At 71.2% G+C, this 18,558-nt stretch carries 13 protein-coding genes, 1 tRNA gene and 1 pseudogene; 11 read left to right on the top strand and 4 right to left on the bottom strand.

Annotated elements, in window-relative coordinates; genetic code table 11:
- Window positions 1-55: 55 nt before the first annotated feature.
- Window positions 56-1,719, bottom strand: a pseudogene (locus ACR3IO_RS13530) (glycoside hydrolase family 13 protein).
- Window positions 1,720-1,832: 113 nt separating this feature from the next.
- Here ACR3IO_RS13530 and ACR3IO_RS13525 point away from each other — a divergent pair.
- The 5 genes from ACR3IO_RS13525 to ACR3IO_RS13505 all read left to right on the top strand — a co-directional run bounded on the left by ACR3IO_RS13525 (window position 1,833) and on the right by ACR3IO_RS13505 (window position 7,003).
- Window positions 1,833-2,864, top strand: coding sequence for a LacI family DNA-binding transcriptional regulator (locus ACR3IO_RS13525; RefSeq protein ID WP_434071734.1), 1,032 nt, complete (start codon window positions 1,833-1,835; stop codon window positions 2,862-2,864).
- Window positions 2,865-2,965: 101 nt separating this feature from the next.
- Window positions 2,966-3,050, top strand: a tRNA-Tyr gene (locus ACR3IO_RS13520).
- A 114-nt stretch (window positions 3,051-3,164) separates the two neighbouring features.
- Window positions 3,165-4,004, top strand: a complete 840-nt coding sequence (locus tag ACR3IO_RS13515; RefSeq protein WP_434071733.1) for an inositol monophosphatase family protein — start codon at window positions 3,165-3,167, stop codon at window positions 4,002-4,004.
- 338 nt (window positions 4,005-4,342) lie between these two features.
- Window positions 4,343-5,827 carry a M23 family metallopeptidase gene (locus tag ACR3IO_RS13510; RefSeq protein WP_434071732.1) on the top strand — a complete coding sequence of 495 codons (1,485 nt, stop codon included), beginning with the start codon at window positions 4,343-4,345 and terminating at the stop codon, window positions 5,825-5,827.
- 207 nt (window positions 5,828-6,034) lie between these two features.
- Window positions 6,035-7,003 (top strand): hypothetical protein, encoded by a 969-nt coding sequence (locus ACR3IO_RS13505; RefSeq protein ID WP_434071731.1) that lies wholly within the window; start codon window positions 6,035-6,037, stop codon window positions 7,001-7,003.
- A 128-nt stretch (window positions 7,004-7,131) separates the two neighbouring features.
- Here ACR3IO_RS13505 and ACR3IO_RS13500 read toward each other — a convergent pair whose 3' ends face one another.
- Entirely contained in the window at window positions 7,132-8,832 is a 1,701-nt protein-coding gene (locus tag ACR3IO_RS13500) for a glycoside hydrolase family 13 protein (protein WP_434071730.1), read from the bottom strand.
- 270 nt (window positions 8,833-9,102) lie between these two features.
- On the opposite strand from ACR3IO_RS13500, the gene ACR3IO_RS13495 reads away from it, so the two are divergent.
- The 5 genes from ACR3IO_RS13495 (at window position 9,103) to ACR3IO_RS13475 (ending at window position 16,068) form a co-directional block, all read left to right on the top strand.
- Window positions 9,103-10,332: a sugar ABC transporter substrate-binding protein gene (locus ACR3IO_RS13495; RefSeq protein WP_434071729.1), complete on the top strand. Its 1,230-nt coding sequence runs from the start codon at window positions 9,103-9,105 to the stop codon at window positions 10,330-10,332.
- 85 nt (window positions 10,333-10,417) lie between these two features.
- A complete protein-coding gene (locus tag ACR3IO_RS13490) occupies window positions 10,418-12,058 on the top strand; it encodes an ABC transporter permease subunit (RefSeq protein WP_434071728.1) in 1,641 nt (546 codons plus the stop codon).
- Window positions 12,058-13,041, top strand: coding sequence for a sugar ABC transporter permease (locus ACR3IO_RS13485; protein WP_434071727.1), 984 nt, complete (start codon window positions 12,058-12,060; stop codon window positions 13,039-13,041). Before ACR3IO_RS13490 ends, ACR3IO_RS13485 begins: the two co-directional genes overlap by 1 nt.
- An 88-nt stretch (window positions 13,042-13,129) precedes the next feature.
- Entirely contained in the window at window positions 13,130-15,037 is a 1,908-nt protein-coding gene (locus ACR3IO_RS13480; RefSeq protein ID WP_434071726.1) for a glycoside hydrolase family 13 protein, read from the top strand.
- A gap of 194 nt (window positions 15,038-15,231) precedes the next feature.
- The gene (locus tag ACR3IO_RS13475; RefSeq protein WP_434071725.1) at window positions 15,232-16,068 is read left to right on the top strand and encodes a class II glutamine amidotransferase; all 837 of its coding nucleotides are present in this window, start codon (window positions 15,232-15,234) and stop codon (window positions 16,066-16,068) included.
- 46 nt (window positions 16,069-16,114) lie between these two features.
- On the opposite strand, the gene ACR3IO_RS13470 is transcribed toward ACR3IO_RS13475, so the two are convergent.
- Window positions 16,115-16,432, bottom strand: a complete 318-nt coding sequence (locus ACR3IO_RS13470; RefSeq protein ID WP_434071817.1) for a PAAR domain-containing protein — start codon at window positions 16,430-16,432, stop codon at window positions 16,115-16,117.
- Between the two features lie 2 nt (window positions 16,433-16,434).
- Window positions 16,435-17,715: a COG1470 family protein gene (locus tag ACR3IO_RS13465; RefSeq protein ID WP_434071724.1), complete on the bottom strand. Its 1,281-nt coding sequence runs from the start codon at window positions 17,713-17,715 to the stop codon at window positions 16,435-16,437.
- Between the two features lie 179 nt (window positions 17,716-17,894).
- Here ACR3IO_RS13465 and ACR3IO_RS13460 point away from each other — a divergent pair, with 179 nt between their 5' ends.
- Window positions 17,895-18,515: a response regulator transcription factor gene (locus ACR3IO_RS13460; protein WP_434071723.1), complete on the top strand. Its 621-nt coding sequence runs from the start codon at window positions 17,895-17,897 to the stop codon at window positions 18,513-18,515.
- Window positions 18,516-18,558: the final 43 nt, after the last annotated feature.

The raw sequence follows: 18,558 nt of genomic DNA, 5'->3' as shown, positions 1-18,558 counted from the left end.
GGTGCTGTGGGGCGCAGCACTGGGCTGCATGGATGATACGGATGCCGGCTGGACGTCAGAGCCTCAGCCAGGCGGATGTGTCGCGCGGGAGCTCCTCTCTCGTGATCGGGCCGCTCGCGAGCAGCAGTCGACGGTGTGCGGGGAGCGCGACGGCCTCGTCGCCGAGGTTCGTCACGTGGAGGAGGTCGCCGCGGCGGAACGCGATGACCTCGGGGGAGTCGTGCCCGGCCCAGTCGAATCCGGGGTCGAGGTCGCGCCGGAGGCGGATCATGGCGCGGTAGAGGCTCAGGGTCGAGCCGGGGTCGCCGGCCTGCGCCTCGACCGAGAGGTCGCCCCAGCCGGCGGGCTGCGGCAGCCACGGGGAGGCGGTGGCCGTGTCGGGCCCGAAGCCGAGCGAGGCGCCGTCGCGGCGCCAGGGCAGCGGCACGCGGCATCCGTCGCGCCCGGGGTCGACGCCGCCGGAGCGGAGGTGCATCGGGTCCTGCAGCACCTCGCGGGGCAGGTCGGCCTCGGGGAGCCCGAGCTCGTCGCCCTGGTAGACGTAGAGCGACCCCGGCAGCGCCGCGACGAGCATGGCGGCCGCGCGGGCGCGGGCGAGACCGCGCGAGTGGTCGGTCGCGAGGTCGAAGCGCTTGCGGTCGAACGAGAACCCGCTGTCGGCGCGGCCGTATCGCGTCGCCGGTCGCGTGAGGTCGTGGTTGGAGAGCGCCCAGGTCGGGGTCGCCTCGAGGTCGGCGTGCCAGGCGAGCGTCTGCTCGATGGAGGCCCGCAGGTCGCCCGCCGACCACGGCGTGGTCATGAAGTCGAAGTTGAACGCGCCGTGCATCTCGTCGGGCCGCAGGTACCTCGCGAACCGGTCGGGCTCCGAGAGCCACACCTCGCCGACGAGCATGCGCGGAGGGTCGTACGCATCGGCGACCGAGCGCCATGCGCGGTAGACCTCGTGGACGTCGTCGCGATCGAGGAAGGGGTGGTCGGCGCACCGGGCGCGGGGTCGGCGACGGGCAGTGCCGGATCCTTCGCGAGGAACGCGGCCGAGTCGATGCGGATGCCGGCCACGCCCCGGTCGAACCAGAACCGCAGCACGGCGAGGTGCTCGTCGCGCACGTCGGGGTGGTTCCAGTTCACGTCGGGCTGCTCGGGCGCGAACAGGTGCAGGTACCAGTCGCCGGGCTCGCCGTCGGCGCCCGTCGTGCGCGTCCACGCGGGCCCGCCGAAGCTCGAGGTCCAGTCGGTCGGCGGCAGCCCGCCGTCGGCACCGCGGCCCGGGCGGAACCAGAAGCGGTCGCGCTCGCCGCATCCGGCATCCGAGGCGAGGGCGGCTTCGAACCACGGATGCCGGTCGGAGACGTGGTTGGGAACCACGTCGACGATCGTCCGGATGCCGCGGGCCGCCGCCTCGGCGATGAGGGCCTCGGCGTCGCCGAGCGAACCGAACGCGGGGTCGATCGCCCGGTAGTCGGCGACGTCGTAGCCGCCGTCGGCGAGCGGCGAGGCGTACCAGGGCGTGAACCAGATCGCGTCGACGCCGAGGTCGACGAGGTGGTTGAGCCGCGCCCGGACGCCCCCGAGGTCGCCGGTGCCATCGCCGTTCGCGTCGGCGAAGCTGCGCACGTAGATCTCGTAGACGACGGCGTCGCGCCACCAGGCGTCGAGGGCGATCGGGTTCGCGACCGAGGTCGCCGGTGGCGCGGGTGCGGTGCTCGGCACTGAGCTCACGTGGTCCTCTCATGCGCTAGGTTTAGCGCTATACCAATTCGGGTGAGGCGAGCGTAGGGCGGGCTCCGTTCCGCTGTCAAGTCCGGCCCTACACTGAACGTCGGGAGGGATCCATGGCCGTCACCCTGCGCGACATCGCCGACGAGGCGGGCGTCAGCGTCATGACCGTCTCGAACGTCGTCAACGGCAAGAGCGCCCGCGTCTCGCAGGCCACGATCGACCGCGTGACCGGCATCATGCAGCGCCGCGGCTACGTGCCGAACGCGCCGGCCCGCAGCCTCGCCGCGCAGCGCTCGCACGTGGTCGGCGTGCTCGTGCCCGCCGACGAGGGCGACAGCCTGCTCATGAGTCCGCACCACACGGCCGTGATCGGCGGCGTCGAACGCCAGTTGCGGCGGCACGGCTACCACGTGCTGCTCCGCGGCATCGCCGACCCCGCCGAGGTCTCGGAAGCCGTGCGCGGCTGGTCGCTCGACGGCGTCATCCTCCTCGGGTTCCTCGACGAGGAGGTCGACGGCATCGCCATCGACGGCGTGCCGGTGGTCGCGGTCGACAGCTACTCCGACAACCCCGGCACCGTGGGCGTGCGATCCGACGACGTCGCCGGCGGATTCGCCGCCGGACGCCACCTCATCGAACTCGGCCACCGCGCGATCGCCTTCGCGGGACCGCACTTCAGCGACGTCGGCGTCGTGCGCCGACGCTTCGACGGGTTCCGCGCCGCGTTCGACGCCGCGGGCCTCGCCTTCGACGATCGCCGCATCCTCGAATCGCCCACGACCTACGCCGATGGCCGCAGGCTGGCGGAGACCCTCCGCACCGAGCATCCCGACGTCACGGCCGTGTTCGCGACCGCCGACATCCTCGCGATCGGCATGCTCGCCGGACTCGCCGATGCGGGCGTCGCCGTGCCCGGCGACGTCTCCGTCATCGGGTTCGACGACCTCGAGTTCGGCGGATTCGTCTCGCCCGGCCTCACGACCATCGGCCAGGACCTCACCGCGAAGGCCGCCGAGACCACCCGGATCCTGCTCGCCGAGATCGAGCGCGACGAGCGTCCGTCCGAGCCCGTCACCCTCGACGTCCGACTGGTCGAGCGTGGCTCCGTCGCGGCTCCGCGAAGCGCCCCGGGAATCGCCCGCTGACCTCGCCCGACGGCCGATCCGGGCTCGATTTCACGACTCGCCACCCGGCGGGTATCCTTGACAGGCCCCCGGTCGTGTGCAGAACGCGGTCGGGTGCGACTGGCGAGTTACCCAAGCGGCCAAAGGGATCTGACTGTAAATCAGCTGTCATCGACTTCGGGGGTTCGAATCCCTCACTCGCCACCATGAGCCCCGGCGGATCCACGGATCCGGCCGGGGCTTTCGCGTGTGCGGATGCGGCATGTGACGCCCGTGCACGCGACGCGTGACGGCCGTGCACACGCCGCGTAGCGTGGGGGCATGACCTCGCCCGCGGCATCCGCAGACCTGCTCGTCCTCGTTCGCGACATCGCGGTGCGCGCCTCCGAGTTCGCGCTCGAGGCGCGCCGGGCGGGGGTGAGCGTCGCCGCGACGAAGTCGACGCCGACCGACGTGGTGACCGCCGTCGACCGCGACACCGAGGAGCTCATCCGCTCGCTCATCCTCGAGGCTCGCCCCGACGACGGCATCGTGGGCGAGGAGGGCGCCGCCCACATCGGCACGAGCGGGCTCGACTGGATCGTCGACCCGATCGACGGCACCGTGAACTTCCTCTACGGCATCCCGGCGTGGTCCGTCAGCGTCGCCGTGGCCGAGCGGGCGGGGGCGGATGCCGCGCCCCGTGCCGGGGGCATCGACGGCGTCACCCTGGCCGGCGTGGTGGTGAACCCCGTGCACGGCGAGCTGTTCGAGGCGAATGTCGGCGGGGGAGCGCGGTTGCTGGGGCAGTCGCTCGCCGTGAACACGGGTGTGCCGCTCGGGCAGGCGCTCGTCGGCACCGGATTCGGGTACGCGGCCGACGTGCGACGCGCGCAGGCCGATGTGCTGCGCGGCGTGCTGCCCGAGGTGCGCGACATCCGCCGCATCGGTTCGGCGGCCCTCGACCTGGCCGCTCTCGCGGCGGGGCGCATCGACGCGTTCTACGAGCGCGGCCTCAACGCGTGGGACCACGCCGCCGGCGCGCTCATCGCCCGCGAGGCCGGCGCCCGGGTCGGCGGGGCGCGCGGCGGGCGCGAGGACTCCGAGCTCCTGATCGCTGCGGCGCCCGACCTCTACGACGCGTTCGCGGCGCTGCTCCGCGAGTCGGGCCTCGACGCGTGAGAGGCCGTGAGGCCGTGAGGCCGTGAGGCCCTCCCCCTGAAGCCCTCTCCGGGGCACCGGGGACGCCGGGTGCGGCGCTCGCGGCGTCGACGGACGCCGCGGGATCGAGCGCGCCCGAGGCCCCGGATTCGCAGGACTCTCTCAGGTCCGCGAGGCCGCCAGCGTCCGCCTGAGGATGCTGCGGAACACGTCGCACGGCGGGCTGCGAACGACGGATCCGTCCGTTTCGGCCATGGCATGAAGGTCGGGTTCGATATACGCTTTACCAATCCGTAATCCCGGCTGTTCAGGTCGGGATGCCACCTCATCTCCCCGTTCGTACGTCGAAGGTTCCCCCTGTGCTCGAGTCCCCCCTCGTGCCCGACGATTCCACGCCAGGCACTCAGGATCCCCTGCGGTCCGGGCGACCCCTGACCCGTCGGGAGCTTCGCGAGCGGGAGGCCGCCGAGTCACTGCGAACCGGTGCCTCGACGTCGATTCCGGATGCCGCGGCGCCGCCGCCCACGGCCCCGTCAGCGCCCGCCGTGGCCCCCGTGAGCCCGCCCGCGACGCGGGCCGCCGCTCGCCCCGCGTTCGACGACCTCTTCTGGGCTGCCGCTCCCGCCGCGACGCCCGCTTCGCCCGCCCGGCCGGCCGCCCAGTCCCGCGTCGCGCCCGCGGCTCCTGCCGCACCCGCCTCGCCCCTGACTCCGGTCGCGCCCGCCTCGGCCCCGGCCCTTCCGACCCCGGCCGACGACGCCCCGCGCCGCGCTCGTCGCGCGGCCTCGTCGCACGAGCCGACCGTCGTTCCGGTGCAGGTCGCCCCCGTGTCCATCCCGTCCGCGCCCCCCGAGCTGAACCTCGGCGGCGCTGAGGCGCTCGACATCTTCGGCGTCCTGTCCGGCGAGCCGGCCCGCGACGAGCGCACGCACGCCGTCACGGCGCACGAACCGGCCGCGGGCCTCCGCTCCTCGCGCCACGACCAGCGCGGCGACACGGGCGAGCACCCCGCGGCATCCGCTCGCTCCTCGCGTCGTGCCCCGAGCACGCCGCCCGGCCGACGTCGGGGACCGTCCGACCCAGGGGTGACGGCCGCCGCGAACGGCGGCGTGGCCCGCACGGTGAGCGCGCCGCGCGCCCGGCGCCGCGCCAGGGGCATCGCGAGCATCGTCGCCATGAGCTTCGTCGCCATGCTCGCAGTCACCACGACCATCCCCGCGCTGTCGCTGCTCAGCGAAGACGACGTGCAGGCGCTCGCCCTGTCGCAGGAGAACGGCGACTCGATCGACGGGCAGTCCCTGGCCATCGGCGACGTCACCGCACCATCCGTCGACCGCGAGGGCTACGCCTCGCAGACCATCGAGGAGTACGCGGAGGCGGCCGGCATCCGTGCCGAGGCGACCTTCACCAACAACCCCAACGGCACCATCCAGTGGCCGTTCGCGGTCGGCGTGCACATCGGCGACCGCTTCGGGTACCGCGACTGCGCCGGCTGCTCCGAAGACCACCACGGCCAGGACTTCAACCCCGGATTCGGCGCCCAGATCCAGGCGATCGCCGACGGCGTCGTCTCGGAGTCGACCGACGAGGGCGGCTCGCTCGGCGTGGTCACCATGATCGACCACCAGATCGACGGGCAGACCGTCACGAGCGTGTACGCGCACATGCAGTACGACTCGCGTCGCATGGAGATCGGCGACGTCATCAAGGTCGGCGACGTCGTCGGCCTCACGGGCACCACGGGCATGTCGACCGGCCCGCACCTGCACTTCGAGATCCGCATCGGCGGCATCGACGGCGAGTGGGTCGACCCGCTCGAATGGCTCTACGCCAACACGAACTGACGCGTCGCCTCTCGCCTCCAATGCGCTGTCGTGCAGGAAATCAGGCGCCATCCTCGCTGTGAGCGGCCAAGGGGCCCAATCTCCTGCAGTACCGCGTTCTCAGATCCGGCGGGGACCGGTCCTCCACAGTTGAGGCGGATGCCGCGGCTCCACGCGCAGCGGCACATCGAGCGGATGCCAGGTCCACGCCCTTGTGAACATGCTCGGATGACCTCACCACTCGAACGCATCCGGGCCAACGGCGGTGCGATCTCGGTCGCTCGTCTTCACGCTGACGGCGTCACCGCCGCCGACCTTCGGGCCTCAGCGCGCGACGGCCACGTCGTGCGCGTGCGTCCCGGCTGGGTCGCCATCCCCGATGCCCCGCCCGAGGTCATCCATGCGGTCAGGGTCGGCGGCGCCCTCACCGGCAACTCGGTCGCCCAGCTGCACGGTCTCTGGCTGCTCGACGACGACCGGCTCCACGTTCGGGTACCGCCCACGGCGTCGCGGCTGCGTTCGCCGAGCGACCGTACCGTGCCACTGGATGCGCGGGCGCACGGCGTCTGCGTGCACTACCGGGCCGTTGCCGGCAAGGATGAGCGCGGCATCCGCCCGGCGTGTGACGGACTGATCACCGCGATCGCCGAGATGTTCCAGTGCGCGGGGGCGGTGCCCGCAATGGTCGCCCTCGAGTCGGCGCTCAACCGGGGCGCCCTGCCGATGCAGGCGGTCGAGCGGCTTCGCCTTGCCCTGCCGGCGTGGGTCGGGCGCTGGCTCGACGAGGTGTCCTGCGACAGCGATTCCGGGCTCGAGACGATCGCGCGCATGCTCATGCGCAGACTCCGGGTCGGAGTGCGGGCGCAGGTCGAGATCCCGGGCGTCCGACGTGTCGACCTGCTCGTCGGCGACCGGCTGGTGGTCGAACTCGACGGGCGGGCGTTCCACTCGGGCGATGACTTCGATCGGGATCGTCGCCAAGATCTCGAACTCGCCTTGCGGGGCTACCTGGTCGTCCGAATCTCGTATCGCATGGTCATCGAGGACTGGGACATCACGCATCGGAGTCTTCGCGAACTCGTCTCGCGCGGGCTGCACCGATTCGGCCGAACGGGTCGACTGCTGCAGCCCTTCGGCGCGCCGAACGCGCCGCGCGCAAGCTCGGATGCAGGAGATGAGGCGCGATCCCCGCTGTGAGCGGGGACACGGCCTCATCTCCTGCACGGGAGACCGAGCGGACGCCGTGGCGCGTCGATGTGCGCAACGCGAACGGGCCGGCACCCGCGGAGTGCGGATGCCGGCCCGTTCGAGCGTGCGCGAGCCGTCTAGGCCGAGATCCAGACGGTCGTGTCGCCGGGCAGCGAACCCTCGGCGAGGGGGCCGCTCGCGAGCAGCACATCGCCGGCGGGCAGCGCGACCGTCGCCGAGCCGGTGTTCGCCACGACGATGACGTCGCCGTTGCGGAAGGCGATGACGGATGCCGCGTCGGAGCCGGCGAGTCCGTCGAGCTCGATCCACTCGAGGGAGCCCGCGCCGAGGCCGTGCTCGCGTCGGAGGCGCAGCGCGTCGCGGTAGAGCGAGAGCGTCGAGGACGGGTCCTCGCGCTGCACGTCGCGAGCGAGCTCGGCCCACAGGGCGGGCTGGGGGAGCCACGGCGTTCCGGCGGGACCGAAGCCGTAGTTCGCGGCATCCGCGGTCCAGGGCAGCGGCACGCGGCATCCGTCGCGACCGTAGCGCTCGCGGTTCGTGCGGAACCACGTCGGGTCCTGCCGGGCCTCGTCGGGAAGGTCGATGACCTCGGGGAGCCCGAGCTCCTCGCCCTGGTAGAGGTACGACGAGCCGGGCAGCGCGAGCATGAACGCGGTGGCCGCGCGTGCCCGGCGAACGCCGTCGGCGAAGACGGGGAGGCCCTTCGAGCGCGGCCCGAGGCCGTGGCCCTGGGGGTTCGGCTCGGTGACCGAGAGGCGCGTGGCGTGGCGCACGACGTCGTGGTTGGAGAGCACCCATGTCGAGGGCGCGCCGACTGCGCCGAACGCGGCGAGCGACGCGTCGACGACCTGGCGCAGCGCCGCGGCCTCCCACGGGGTCTCGAGGTATGCGAAGTTGAACGCCTGGTGCATCTCGTCGGGGCGGACCCACTTGGCCACGCGGGGGAGCGGGTCGACCCAGGCCTCGGCCGCGAGGATGCGCTCGCCGGGGTACTCGTCGAGGAGCGCCCGCCAGTCGCGGTAGATCTCGTGCACGCCGTCTTGACCCCAGTAGGGAGCGCCGTCGCCCTCGTCGCTGATCTCGGGCTCGAGCGGGACGCCCTCGCCGCCGACGCCGCCGGCGCCGCCCATGCTGCCGCCCTCGGCGGGCGGGGTGTAGTCGGGCAGACCCTCGGCCTTGATCATGCCGTGCGCGACGTCGACGCGGAATCCGTCGACCCCCCGGTCGAGCCAGAAGCGGAGGATGCCGCGGAACTCCTCGCGAACCTCCTCGTTCGTCCAGTCGAAGTCGGGCTGCGAGCTGTCGAAGAGGTGGAGGTACCACTGGCCGGCGCTGCCGTCGGCCTCGGTGACGCGCGTCCATGCGGGGCCGCCGAACACGGACTCCCAGTTGTTGGGCGGCTCGTCGCCGGCCGGGCCGCGGCCGTCGCGGAAGAGGTAGCGGGCGCGCTCGGCGCTGCCGGGCGCTGCCGCGAGGGCGGCCTGGAACCACACGTGCGCATCCGACGAGTGGTTCGGCACGAGGTCGACGATCACGCGGATGCCGCGCGCGTGGGCTTCGGCGCGCATCGCGTCGAAGTCGGCGAGGGTGCCGAAGAGCGGGTCGACGTCGCAGTAGTCGGCGACGTCGTACCCGGCATCGCGCTGGGGCGAGGTGTAGAACGGCGAGAGCCAGATGGCGTCGACGCCGAGCTCCTGCAGGTCGGCCAGGTGCGCGGTGATGCCGGCGAGGTCGCCCATGCCGTCGCCGTTCGCGTCGGCGAAGGAGCGGGGATAGATCTGGTAGATCGTGGCGGTGCGCCACCACTCGGAAGTCATGGCGACACTGTACGACATTCGTCAAGCGTATGGAAACGCTTGCATAACGCCGCGGAAACACGAATGGTCACAAACCCGTATCGATAGCCCCCTCCCGGTTTGGCGATTGACTTGGGGAAAGGTATACCTGTAATCGCTTGCATTTCTTGCGGGCATTTCATACGGAAGAACGGCCTTTCAGTCATGGGGCGTCTCCTTCCCCCGAACGGGGCACAGGAGCACGGCACCGGCGAAGGCGCCGATCTCACGCACACTGAGAAGGGCACACCAATGAGGGTGAACACGAAGAGCCTCCTCGCCGCAGGCGCTGTCGCGGTCGTCGCGACGCTCGGCCTCGCGAGCTGCGCCGGCGCCGACAGCGGCTCCGAGGGCGAAGCCTCGGCCAGCGGCACGCTGACCGTCTGGGTCGACGCCGAGCGCGTCGACGCACTGAAGGGCGCGGCCGAGGCCTACACGGAGAAGACCGGCGTCAAGGTCGACCTCGTCGGCAAGGACAACGCCGACATCAAGGACGACTTCATCCAGCAGGTGCCGACGGGCAAGGGCCCCGACATCACCATGGGCGCCCACGACTGGCTCGGCGAGCTCTCGACGAACGGCGTCGTGGCCCCGCTCGAGCTCGGCGACTCCGCCGCCAACTACCTCCCCGTCGCGATCGACGCGTCGACCTACGAGGGCACCGTCTACATGCTCCCCTACGCGGTCGAGAACATCGCGGTGCTCCGCAACGCCGACCTCATCCCCGAGGCCGCCACGAGCTTCGACGACATGATCGCGAAGGGCAAGGCCGCCGGCCTCGCCCAGCCGTTCGTCGTCGAGCAGGGCGCCGAGGGCAACCCGTACCACCTGTACCCGTTCCAGACCGCGTTCGGCGCCCCCGTCTTCGGCTCGGACGCCGAGGGCTACAACGCCGACGACCTGCAGCTCGGCAACGAGGGCGGCGACGCGTTCGCCACCTGGCTCGGCTCGCAGGGCAAGAACGGCACCGGCGTCTTCAACACCGACATCGACGGTGACATCGCCAAGCAGGCCTTCCTCGACGGCACGGCCGCCTTCTGGCTGACCGGCCCGTGGAACGTGGGCGCGGCCGTCGACGCCGGCATCAACGTCGCGGTCGACCCGACCCCGAGCCCGACCGCCGACCCGGCCCAGCCCTTCGCGGGCGTCAAGGGCTTCTTCATCTCCGCGGAGTCGAAGAACAAGGTCGCCGCGAACGACTTCCTGGTCAACTACCTCGGCAGCGAGGACACCCAGCTCGAGCTGTTCAAGGCCGGCAACGTCCTGCCCGCGAACGCCGCGGCCGCCGAGACCGCCTCGAGCGACCCGATCATCGAGGGCTTCGCCGCCGCCGGCGCCGACGCCGTGCCGATGCCCGCGATCCCGGCCATGGGCCAGGTCTGGCAGTACTGGGGCATCGCCGAGGCCGACATCATCAACGGTGCCGACCCGGTGGCGACCTGGCAGAAGCTCGCCGCCGACGTTCAGGCGGCGATCGGCTAGTCGACCGCGATCTCGCTCGGGGTCGGATGCCACGCGGCATCCGACCTCGAGCGGTTCTCCGTTTCCCCCGAGAAGAGCGAGCAGCATGAGCACCACGACCGAAGCGGCGGCCACGGCCGGCGATCCCACCACCGGTGGCCCGGGCGAGAAGCCCCCGACCCGGCGACAGCGGCAGGCCGCAGGCATCGCCGACGCGGCATCCGTCGGCATCAAGGTGCTGCTCGTGAAGATCCTCGGGCTCGGCATCGTCGATGCGCTCGCGATCTTCGGCCTCATCATCCTCGTCGGGGCGGGCCAGTGGCTCGTCGCGGCGATCGTCGCGGCCGTCGCGATCTTCGTCAACTGGATCTACTTCTCGCGCCGCAAGCTCCCCGCGAAGTACTTGACGCCCGGCGTGATCTTCCTCGTGGTCTTCCAGGTGTTCGTGCTCGTCTACACGGGCTACATCGCCTTCACCAACTACGGCACCGGCCACAACGGCTCGAAGGAGCAGGCGGTCTCCTCGCTCATGGCCTCCTCGCTCGAGCGCGTCGAGGACTCGGCCACCTACCCCGTGACCGTGGTCGATCGCGGCGGCGAGCTCGGCCTGCTCCTCACCGACCCCGAGGGCGACGCGCTCGTGGGCACCGCCGAGCAGCCGCTCGAGGCCGTCTCCGCGGAGTTCGACGGCTCGAAGGCCGTCGCCACCGACGGCTGGACCACCCTCAGCTTCGCCGAGGTGCTCGCGCGCACCGACGAGATCACCGCACTCGCGGTGCCCTTCTCCGACGACCCGAACGACGGCGCCGTGCGCACGCCCGACGGCTCCAGCGCGTACCTCTACGTCTCGACGCTCGAGTACGACGAGGCCGCCGGCACGATGACCGACCTGGACACCGGCACGGTGTACTCCGACATCGGCACGGGCGCCTTCACCTCCGAAGACGGCGAGGAGCTCCTGCCCGGCTGGCAGATCGTCATCGGCTTCGACAACTTCGTGCGCGCCGTCACCGACGCGCGCCTCGCCGGCCCGCTCGTCTACGTCACGCTCTGGACCTTCGCCTTCGCCCTCATCTCGGTGGCGTCGACCTTCTTCCTCGGCCTCTTCCTCGCGATCGTCTTCAACGACATGCGCATGCGCGGGCGCATGGGCTACCGCGTGCTGATGATCCTCCCGTACGCGATCCCGTCGTTCCTGTCGGCGCTGATCTGGGCCGGCATGATGAACGAGAGCTTCGGCTTCATCAACCAGGTGATCTTCGGCGGGGCATCCATCCCCTGGCTCACCGACCCGTGGCTCGCCAAGGTCTCGGTGCTCATCGTGAACCTCTGGCTCGGCTTCCCGTACATGTTCCTCGTGTGCATGGGCGCCCTGCAGTCCATCCCCGACGACATCCTCGAGGCCGCGAAGGTGGATGGCGCGAGGCCCTGGGCGATCTTCCGCCTGATCAAGCTCCCGTTGCTGCTCGTGAGCGTCGCGCCGCTGCTCATCGCGTCGTTCGCGTTCAACTTCAACAACTTCAACACCATCTACATGCTCACCGACGGCGGTCCGCGCGACTCGAACGCGCCCATCCCCGTCGGCTTCACCGACATCCTGATCACGATGGTCTACAAGGTCGCGTTCACCGGGCAGACCCGCGACTACGGTCTCGCCAGCGCCTACTCGATCCTCATCTTCATCATCGTCGCCGTGATCTCGATCATCGCGTTCCGCCGAACCAAGTCCCTCGAGGAGCTGAACTGATGGCCCGCAAGCCCGTTCCCGGTACCCAGGCCGGACTCGTCGTGGGCGAACTCGAGGAGTTCGACGACTCGACGCGCGCGCACACCACGCTCGCCGCCGGCCCGGTGCGCGACCTGCCCAAGCGTCCGTTCAACTTCCGGCGGTGGTTCGCGGCCACCGGATGGCGCCACATCGTCGGCATCGTCATGGTCGCGTTCTCGCTGTTCCCGATCGTGTTCGTCATCTCGTCGTCGCTGAACCCCAATGGCACGCTGACCGGCTCGAACGCCCTGTTCTCCCAGATCGGGCTCGACAGCTACGTGCGGATCCTCACCGACCCGCAGGTGCCGTTCACGACCTGGTTCGCGAACACGCTCATGATCTCCGGCATCACCGCACTGCTCACGGTGTTCCTGGGCGCGCTCGCCGCGTACTCCTTCTCGCGCATGCGCTTCACGGGCCGCCGGTTCGGCCTCATCGGCATCGTCGTCGTGCAGATGTTCCCGCAGCTGCTCGCGGTCGTCGCGATCTTCCTGCTCATGAGCGCGATCGGCGACCTGTTCCCGGCGATCGGCCTGAACACCCACATCGGCCTGATCATGGTCTACCTCGGCGGCGCGCTGGGCGTGAACACGTTCCTCATGTACGGGTTCTTCAACACGATCCCGGTCTCGATCGACGAGGCGGCCAAGATCGACGGCGCCGGGCATGCGCGCATCTTCTTCACGATCGTGCTGCGGCTCGTCGCGCCGATCCTCGCGGTCGTCGCGCTGCTCTCGTTCATCGCGTCCGTGAACGAGTTCGTCGTGGCATCCGTGCTGCTCATCGACACCGAGAAGCAGACGCTCGCCGTCGGCCTCACGAAGCTCGTCTCGAACCCGCGCTACGCGGACTGGAGCGCGTTCTCGGCCGGTGCGGTCATCGCCGCGCTGCCGGTCGTGGCGCTGTTCCTCTTCCTGCAGAAGTACATCGTGGGCGGACTGACGGCGGGCGCCGTCAAGTAGGGCGGATGCCGCGACCCGGCGTCGGCGGGCCCGGAGTCGAAGGCTCGGCGTTCATGCCGATGTCACACGCGAGTGGAAGGGTGAGCGCATGCCTGTTCAGCTGAGTGCCGGGTCGGATGTCGCGATGCGACCGCATCACGACGGGTCCCCGTTGCACGTCTCGGACCTCGCGCCGGCCCTCGGCGAGACCGTGCGCGTGCGGCTGCGCGTGCCCGTCGGCGCCGTCGCGGGCGACGGGTCGCCGCTCGGGGCGCTCGCGTGGGTCGGCACGCGCTCGAACCCGAACCGCGAGCCGCGGTTCAGCGAGGCATCCGTCATCGCCGCCGACGCGGGCGGGCAGTGGTGGGAGGCCGAGGTCGAGGTCGAGAACCCCGTGCACGGCTACCGGTGGCTGCTCGCCGGCGCCGACGGCCGCCAGCACTGGCTGAACCAGCTCGGGCTCCAGGCGACCGAGACGCGCGACCGCGACGACTTCCGGCTCGTCGCGCACGAGCCGGCGCCTGCATGGGCGGCGTCGAGCGTGATGTACCAGGTGTTCCCCGACCGGTTCGCGAGGTCGGCCGCCGCCGATGGGCGTCCGGCCCCCGACTGGGCGTACCCGGCCGAGTGGGGCGACCCGCAGCGCCTCGACCCGCCCTACCGCTCGGGCCAGTTCTACGGCGGCGACCTCGACGGCGTGCGCGAGAAGCTCGACCACCTCGCGTCGCTCGGCGTCGACCTGCTCTACCTGACGCCGGTCTTCCCGGCGCGATCGAACCACCGGTACGACGCATCGACGTTCGACCACGTCGACGACCTGCTCGGCGGCGACGAGGCGCTCGTGCGGCTCGTCGAGGCGGCGCACGCCCGCGGCATCCGGGTCATCGGCGACCTCACCTCGAACCACTCGGGCGACGCCCACGAGTGGTTCCGGGCGGCGCAGGCCGATCCCGCGGCATCCGAGCGCGACTTCTACTTCTTCCGCGACGAGGCCGACGGCGGAGGCTACGAGTCGTGGCTCGGCGTGCCCAGCCTGCCCAAGTTCGACTGGAGCTCCGCCGAGCTGCGGCGACGGTTCATCGAGGGGCCCGACTCGGTCGTGGCCAAGTACCTGCAGGCGCCGTTCGGCCTCGACGGCTGGCGCATCGACGTGGCGAACATGACCGGGCGCCTCGGCGCGGCCGACCTGAACGCCGAGGTGCGCCAGACCATCCGCCGCACGATGCTCGACGTGAACCCCGACACGATCCTGCTCGGCGAGTCGACGAACGACGCCGCGAGCGACTTCCAGGGCGACGCGTGGCACGGGGCGATGACGTACATGCCGTTCACGAGGCCGCTCTGGAGCTGGCTGCTCGAGCCGGGCAGCCCGGCCGGCGGGGGCATCGGCTTCGCCCTCGGCGCGGTGCCCACGGTCACGGGCCGCGAATTCCACGCCGCGCACCTGCGCTTCGCCGCGGAGTTCCCGTGGCGCACCCGCCTCGCGACCATGAACGCGCTCGACACGCACGACACCCCGCGCTTCGCGACGCACGCGCGCCCGGGCACGGTGCCCGCCGCGCTCGGCCTCGCGGTCGCGCTGCCCGGCATCCCGGTCGTCTGGGCGGGCGACGAGTTCGGCCTCACGGGCGAAGACGGCGAGGCGTCGCGCACGCCCATGCCCTGGGGCAGCGAGACCTCGCCCGAGGTCGCCCCCGTGCTCGAGACGTACCGCTCGCTCCTGCGGCTGCGGCGCGAGCACCCCGTGCTCTCGACCGGCGGCATCCGCTGGCTCGCCGTCGGCGACGACGCGCTCGCCTTCGTGCGCGAAGCTGCCGACGCCACGGTGCTCGTCTTCGCCGCGCGTTCGGCAGCGGCGCTCGAGTTCGATGCGGGCGCACTGCCCGGTGCGGATGCCGCGACGGTGCTCGTCGGCGACGGCCGGCTCGCGGCATCCGAGGGTCGCCTTCGGCTCGACGGCGATGCGCCCGGCTTCACCGCGTGGCTGCTGCCGGGGGTGGCCGCACCGGCCTGGTGAGCCGGCGCGAGCCCCGCCCGATGCCACGCCCGCTGCCCGCCCGATGATGTCCTCGGTGCCGGGCGAATCGTGAGGGTTTATCATGCCGAGTAACGATTCTCATATGGCTTGAGAGGGAGCGGGACGCCGAAGCCCGGCACTCGCGCAGCAGTCCGCCGTCATCCGCGGTGGATGCCGACCGAAGGAGGCCGGAGATGTGCCGATGGCTGGCGTATTCGGGCGAGGCGATCCATCCCGCCCTGCTCATCCTCGAACCGCGGCACTCACTCGTCGCGCAATCGCTGAACTCCCCGCTCGGCGCCGAGACCGTCAACGGCGACGGATTCGGCGTCGGCTGGTATCCGGCGACCGACGAGCTGATGCCCGAGCCCGCGCTCTTCCACAGCATCGAGCCCGCCTGGCATGACGAGAACCTGCGGGAGCTCACGCAGGCGATCCATTCGCCGCTGTTCTTCTCCCATGTCCGGGCGGCGGGCGGCCCGCCGATCCAGCAGACGAACTGCCATCCATTCCGGCACGGCCGCTGGATGTTCATGCACAACGGCGTGATCGTGGACCATCCGCGGCTGCGCCGCGACATGATGCTCGCGCTCGACCCCGAGCTCTTCCCGCTCGTGCACGGTACGACGGACTCCGAGGTGGTCTTCTACCTCGCGATCACGTACGGCCTGCAGGAGGACCCGATCCGGGGGCTCGGACGCGCCCTTCGCAGGATCGAGGAGATCGGCCTGGCGCACGGGGTGCCCGAAGTGGTGCAGGGCACGTTCGCGGTGTCCGACGGCGAGACGATCTGGGCCTTCCGCTACTCGTCGATGCACCGGTCGCGCACGCTCTACTACTCGGTCGACATGCCGACGCTGCAGGAGATGTATCCCGAGGTCGATCGCCTCCGCCTGTTCGGCGCCCGGGCGAGGGTCGTCGTCTCGGAACCGCTGACCGACCTGCCCGGCGCGTTCGTCGAGGTCGAGGAGTCGACGGTGGTCACCCTCGACGCCGACGGGTTCCGGGAGGCCGCCTTCCTGCGGGACTGATCGCCCGGTCGAGCGCCGCCCGGTCGAGCATCGCCCGGTCGAGAGCTCAGCCCCCGATGATGACCGTCGGGCAGCCGGGCCCGGGCACGATGGGCGAGCCGTGCATCGAGAGGTCGGCGAGCCTGGCGGCCGGGAAGTTGCCGATCATGACCGTCAGGCTTCCCATCGCGATGCCGTTCGGCGCAGGCGAGACGCACACGATGCCGCCCGGCAGGTTGTTCGCGACCGCCGCCGGCATGCCCCCGATGAGGACCGTCGGCACGGCCGCCGCGGGCGTGACCGCTCCGCCGACGTGCGGTTTCGGCCCATCAGACAACGGGCACATCGCCATGTCGCCGGCGCGGAGGGCCGGCCCGGTCGGCATGGTCACCCGCCCTCGGTCGTGAGGAGCATGCCGTTGATCAGCACGTCCGCACCGCAGGCCGTGTTCGGCGGGCCGGGCACCGAGGGGACGCACACGACCTTGATGAAGAGCTGGTCATCGCTCTGCAGTTCGATCGGCGTGACGAAGTGGAAGTCGATATCGCGGAAGTTCTCGAGCCCGGTGGTGATGATCGGCGCCTCGACGTCGGCGTTCTCGATGGTGAGGGTTCCGAGTGAGCCGGTCGGGTTCTGCATCACGATGTCGGTGATGCGGAGCTGCGCGTTCCCCGGAATCGGGAACCGCACGCTCTCGTCGGTCGCCCCGGGCCCGGCGGCGGCCGAGAACCGCAGATCGAGCTCGTTGCTCGTCACCGTCGGCCCGGGGGCGACGGGATCGACCGGTTCGGTCGGTTGGCCGACGGCCGCCTTCGCCTCGTTCGCGTTCTGCGCGGCCTCGTCGGCCTGTTTCGCCGCGGCATCCGCACGATCTGTGGCATCCGCGACCGGTCCCTCGATCGCCTCCTTCGCGGTCGCCTCGATGGCCGGCTTCAACACCAGGAACCAGAGCGCGATGAGGGCGAGCAGGAGGAGCAGCAAGGCGAGCAGCGCCTTCCAGAGCCACCTCGGGAAAACCCTCTGCTGCACGTACGTGCCGTCGAGCACGTGCGGTTCGAGGGTGTCCAGGCCCTCGGGGATCACGGTGAGCGTGAACGGATGCTGCACGTCCGCGCCTCGCCACACCCGCTTGCGGGGGTGCAGGTCGACGTCCACGAACAACGCGTGCCCGGGGTCGACGGCGATGTCGGGCGTCGGCGTGGTGATGGAGATCGCGTCGCCGGATGTCCCCGCGATCGACGCCTGCAGCGGGACATTGCCACGATTGTCGACCGCGAGGCGCACCCGCCGTCGCCCGCGTCCGCGGGAGATCCGCGGAACGAGCTCGGCGTCGAGATCCGAGAAGGGGAGGATCTCGAGCTCCGCTTCGGCGGATGCCGCGAACTCCGGCTGTTCGGCCGGCAGCACCCGCACGCCCACCGCGACGCGTCCCGGCAGCGCCTCGGGCGTGCGCGGCGGCGACACGGTGACCTGCGCCGTCGCATTCGTGCCCGGGTAGATCGTCAGCTGCTCGGGCGCGACGACCGTCCAGCCCGCGACCTGCCCCACCGGGGACAGCGCGTAGGACTCGACGAGCAGCGAGTCGTTCGCGACGGTCAGGGTGAACGTCGCGGACTCGCCGGGAAGGACGGACGCCGACGTCGGTTCGAGCGTCGCATTGGTCGCCATGACGCCACCGTATGGGCGGAGACCCAGCCGGCAGCAGGGCCGTGCGGACACCGGCTCGTGCAGATCCGTTGCCCGTTGAGTCCTTGTTTAGTGCGCGATAAGCACTCGGGAGGATGATGCATCCACTGCATCAACCCGATGACCAGGTGCGGCAGGAACAGATCTCAGAGGGGGAGATCATGACCCGAACCACCGTGCGCGTCTTCGCGCGCGATCCGATTTCCGAGGCCGGCGTCGCCAGCCAACTCCGCCCGCGGCCCGAGGTGCGCGTGGTCGCACCCGAGGAGGAGCCGCCCGACGTGGTGCTCGTCATCGTCGAGCGCGTCGACGAGGAGGCCGTCAACTCCATCCGATTCCTGCGGCGCAACGGCGACGCGCAGGTCGTGCTGGTGGTCTCCGATCTCGACGACCAGGGGCTCGTGCGCGCGGTCGAGAGCGGCGTCGTCGGGCTCGTGCGCCGCGCCGAGGCGACACCCGACAAGTTGACCCTCGCCATCGTCGGCGCGGGCCGCGGCGAGGGCAGCGTGCCGCCGGACCTGCTCGGCCGGCTCCTCGACCAGGTCGGACGACTCCAGCGGACCGTGCTGGACCCGCGCGGGCTGACCTTCACCGGACTGGCCGCACGCGAGGTCGAGGTGCTCCGCCTCGTCGCCGAAGGGTGCGACACCGCCCAGATCGCGAGCCAGCTCTCGTACTCCGAACGCACGGTCAAGAACGTGCTCCACGACGTCACCACACGTCTGCAGCTCCGCAACCGTTCGCACGCCGTCGCGTACGCCGTGCGGGAAGGACTGATCTGAGCGATGCCCGGTGCTGCCCGTGCGGGCAGCACCGCGTGCCCCG

Source organism: Agromyces sp. Marseille-Q5079 (assembly GCF_051016555.1).
Classification (GTDB): Bacteria; Actinomycetota; Actinomycetes; order Actinomycetales; family Microbacteriaceae; genus Agromyces.
Note: the sequence above shows the minus strand (reverse complement) of the source record. Positions and strands in the feature narration are given on the sequence as shown.

What these genes read in the sequence shown, in the direction of transcription:
- ACR3IO_RS13525 (WP_434071734.1), top strand. Translation starts at nt 1,833, where the DNA reads ATGGCCGTCACCCTGCGCGACATCGCCGACGAGGCGGGCGTCAGCGTC.
- ACR3IO_RS13515 (WP_434071733.1), top strand. Translation starts at nt 3,165, where the DNA reads ATGACCTCGCCCGCGGCATCCGCAGACCTGCTCGTCCTCGTTCGCGAC.
- ACR3IO_RS13505 (WP_434071731.1), top strand. Translation starts at nt 6,035, where the DNA reads ATGACCTCACCACTCGAACGCATCCGGGCCAACGGCGGTGCGATCTCG.
- ACR3IO_RS13500 (WP_434071730.1), bottom strand. Translation starts at nt 8,832, where the DNA reads ATGACTTCCGAGTGGTGGCGCACCGCCACGATCTACCAGATCTATCCC.
- ACR3IO_RS13495 (WP_434071729.1), top strand. Translation starts at nt 9,103, where the DNA reads ATGAGGGTGAACACGAAGAGCCTCCTCGCCGCAGGCGCTGTCGCGGTC.
- ACR3IO_RS13490 (WP_434071728.1), top strand. Translation starts at nt 10,418, where the DNA reads ATGAGCACCACGACCGAAGCGGCGGCCACGGCCGGCGATCCCACCACC.
- ACR3IO_RS13485 (WP_434071727.1), top strand. Translation starts at nt 12,058, where the DNA reads ATGGCCCGCAAGCCCGTTCCCGGTACCCAGGCCGGACTCGTCGTGGGC.
- ACR3IO_RS13480 (WP_434071726.1), top strand. Translation starts at nt 13,130, where the DNA reads ATGCCTGTTCAGCTGAGTGCCGGGTCGGATGTCGCGATGCGACCGCAT.
- ACR3IO_RS13475 (WP_434071725.1), top strand. Translation starts at nt 15,232, where the DNA reads ATGTGCCGATGGCTGGCGTATTCGGGCGAGGCGATCCATCCCGCCCTG.
- ACR3IO_RS13470 (WP_434071817.1), bottom strand. Translation starts at nt 16,432, where the DNA reads ATGCCGACCGGGCCGGCCCTCCGCGCCGGCGACATGGCGATGTGCCCG.
- ACR3IO_RS13465 (WP_434071724.1), bottom strand. Translation starts at nt 17,715, where the DNA reads ATGGCGACCAATGCGACGCTCGAACCGACGTCGGCGTCCGTCCTTCCC.
- ACR3IO_RS13460 (WP_434071723.1), top strand. Translation starts at nt 17,895, where the DNA reads ATGACCCGAACCACCGTGCGCGTCTTCGCGCGCGATCCGATTTCCGAG.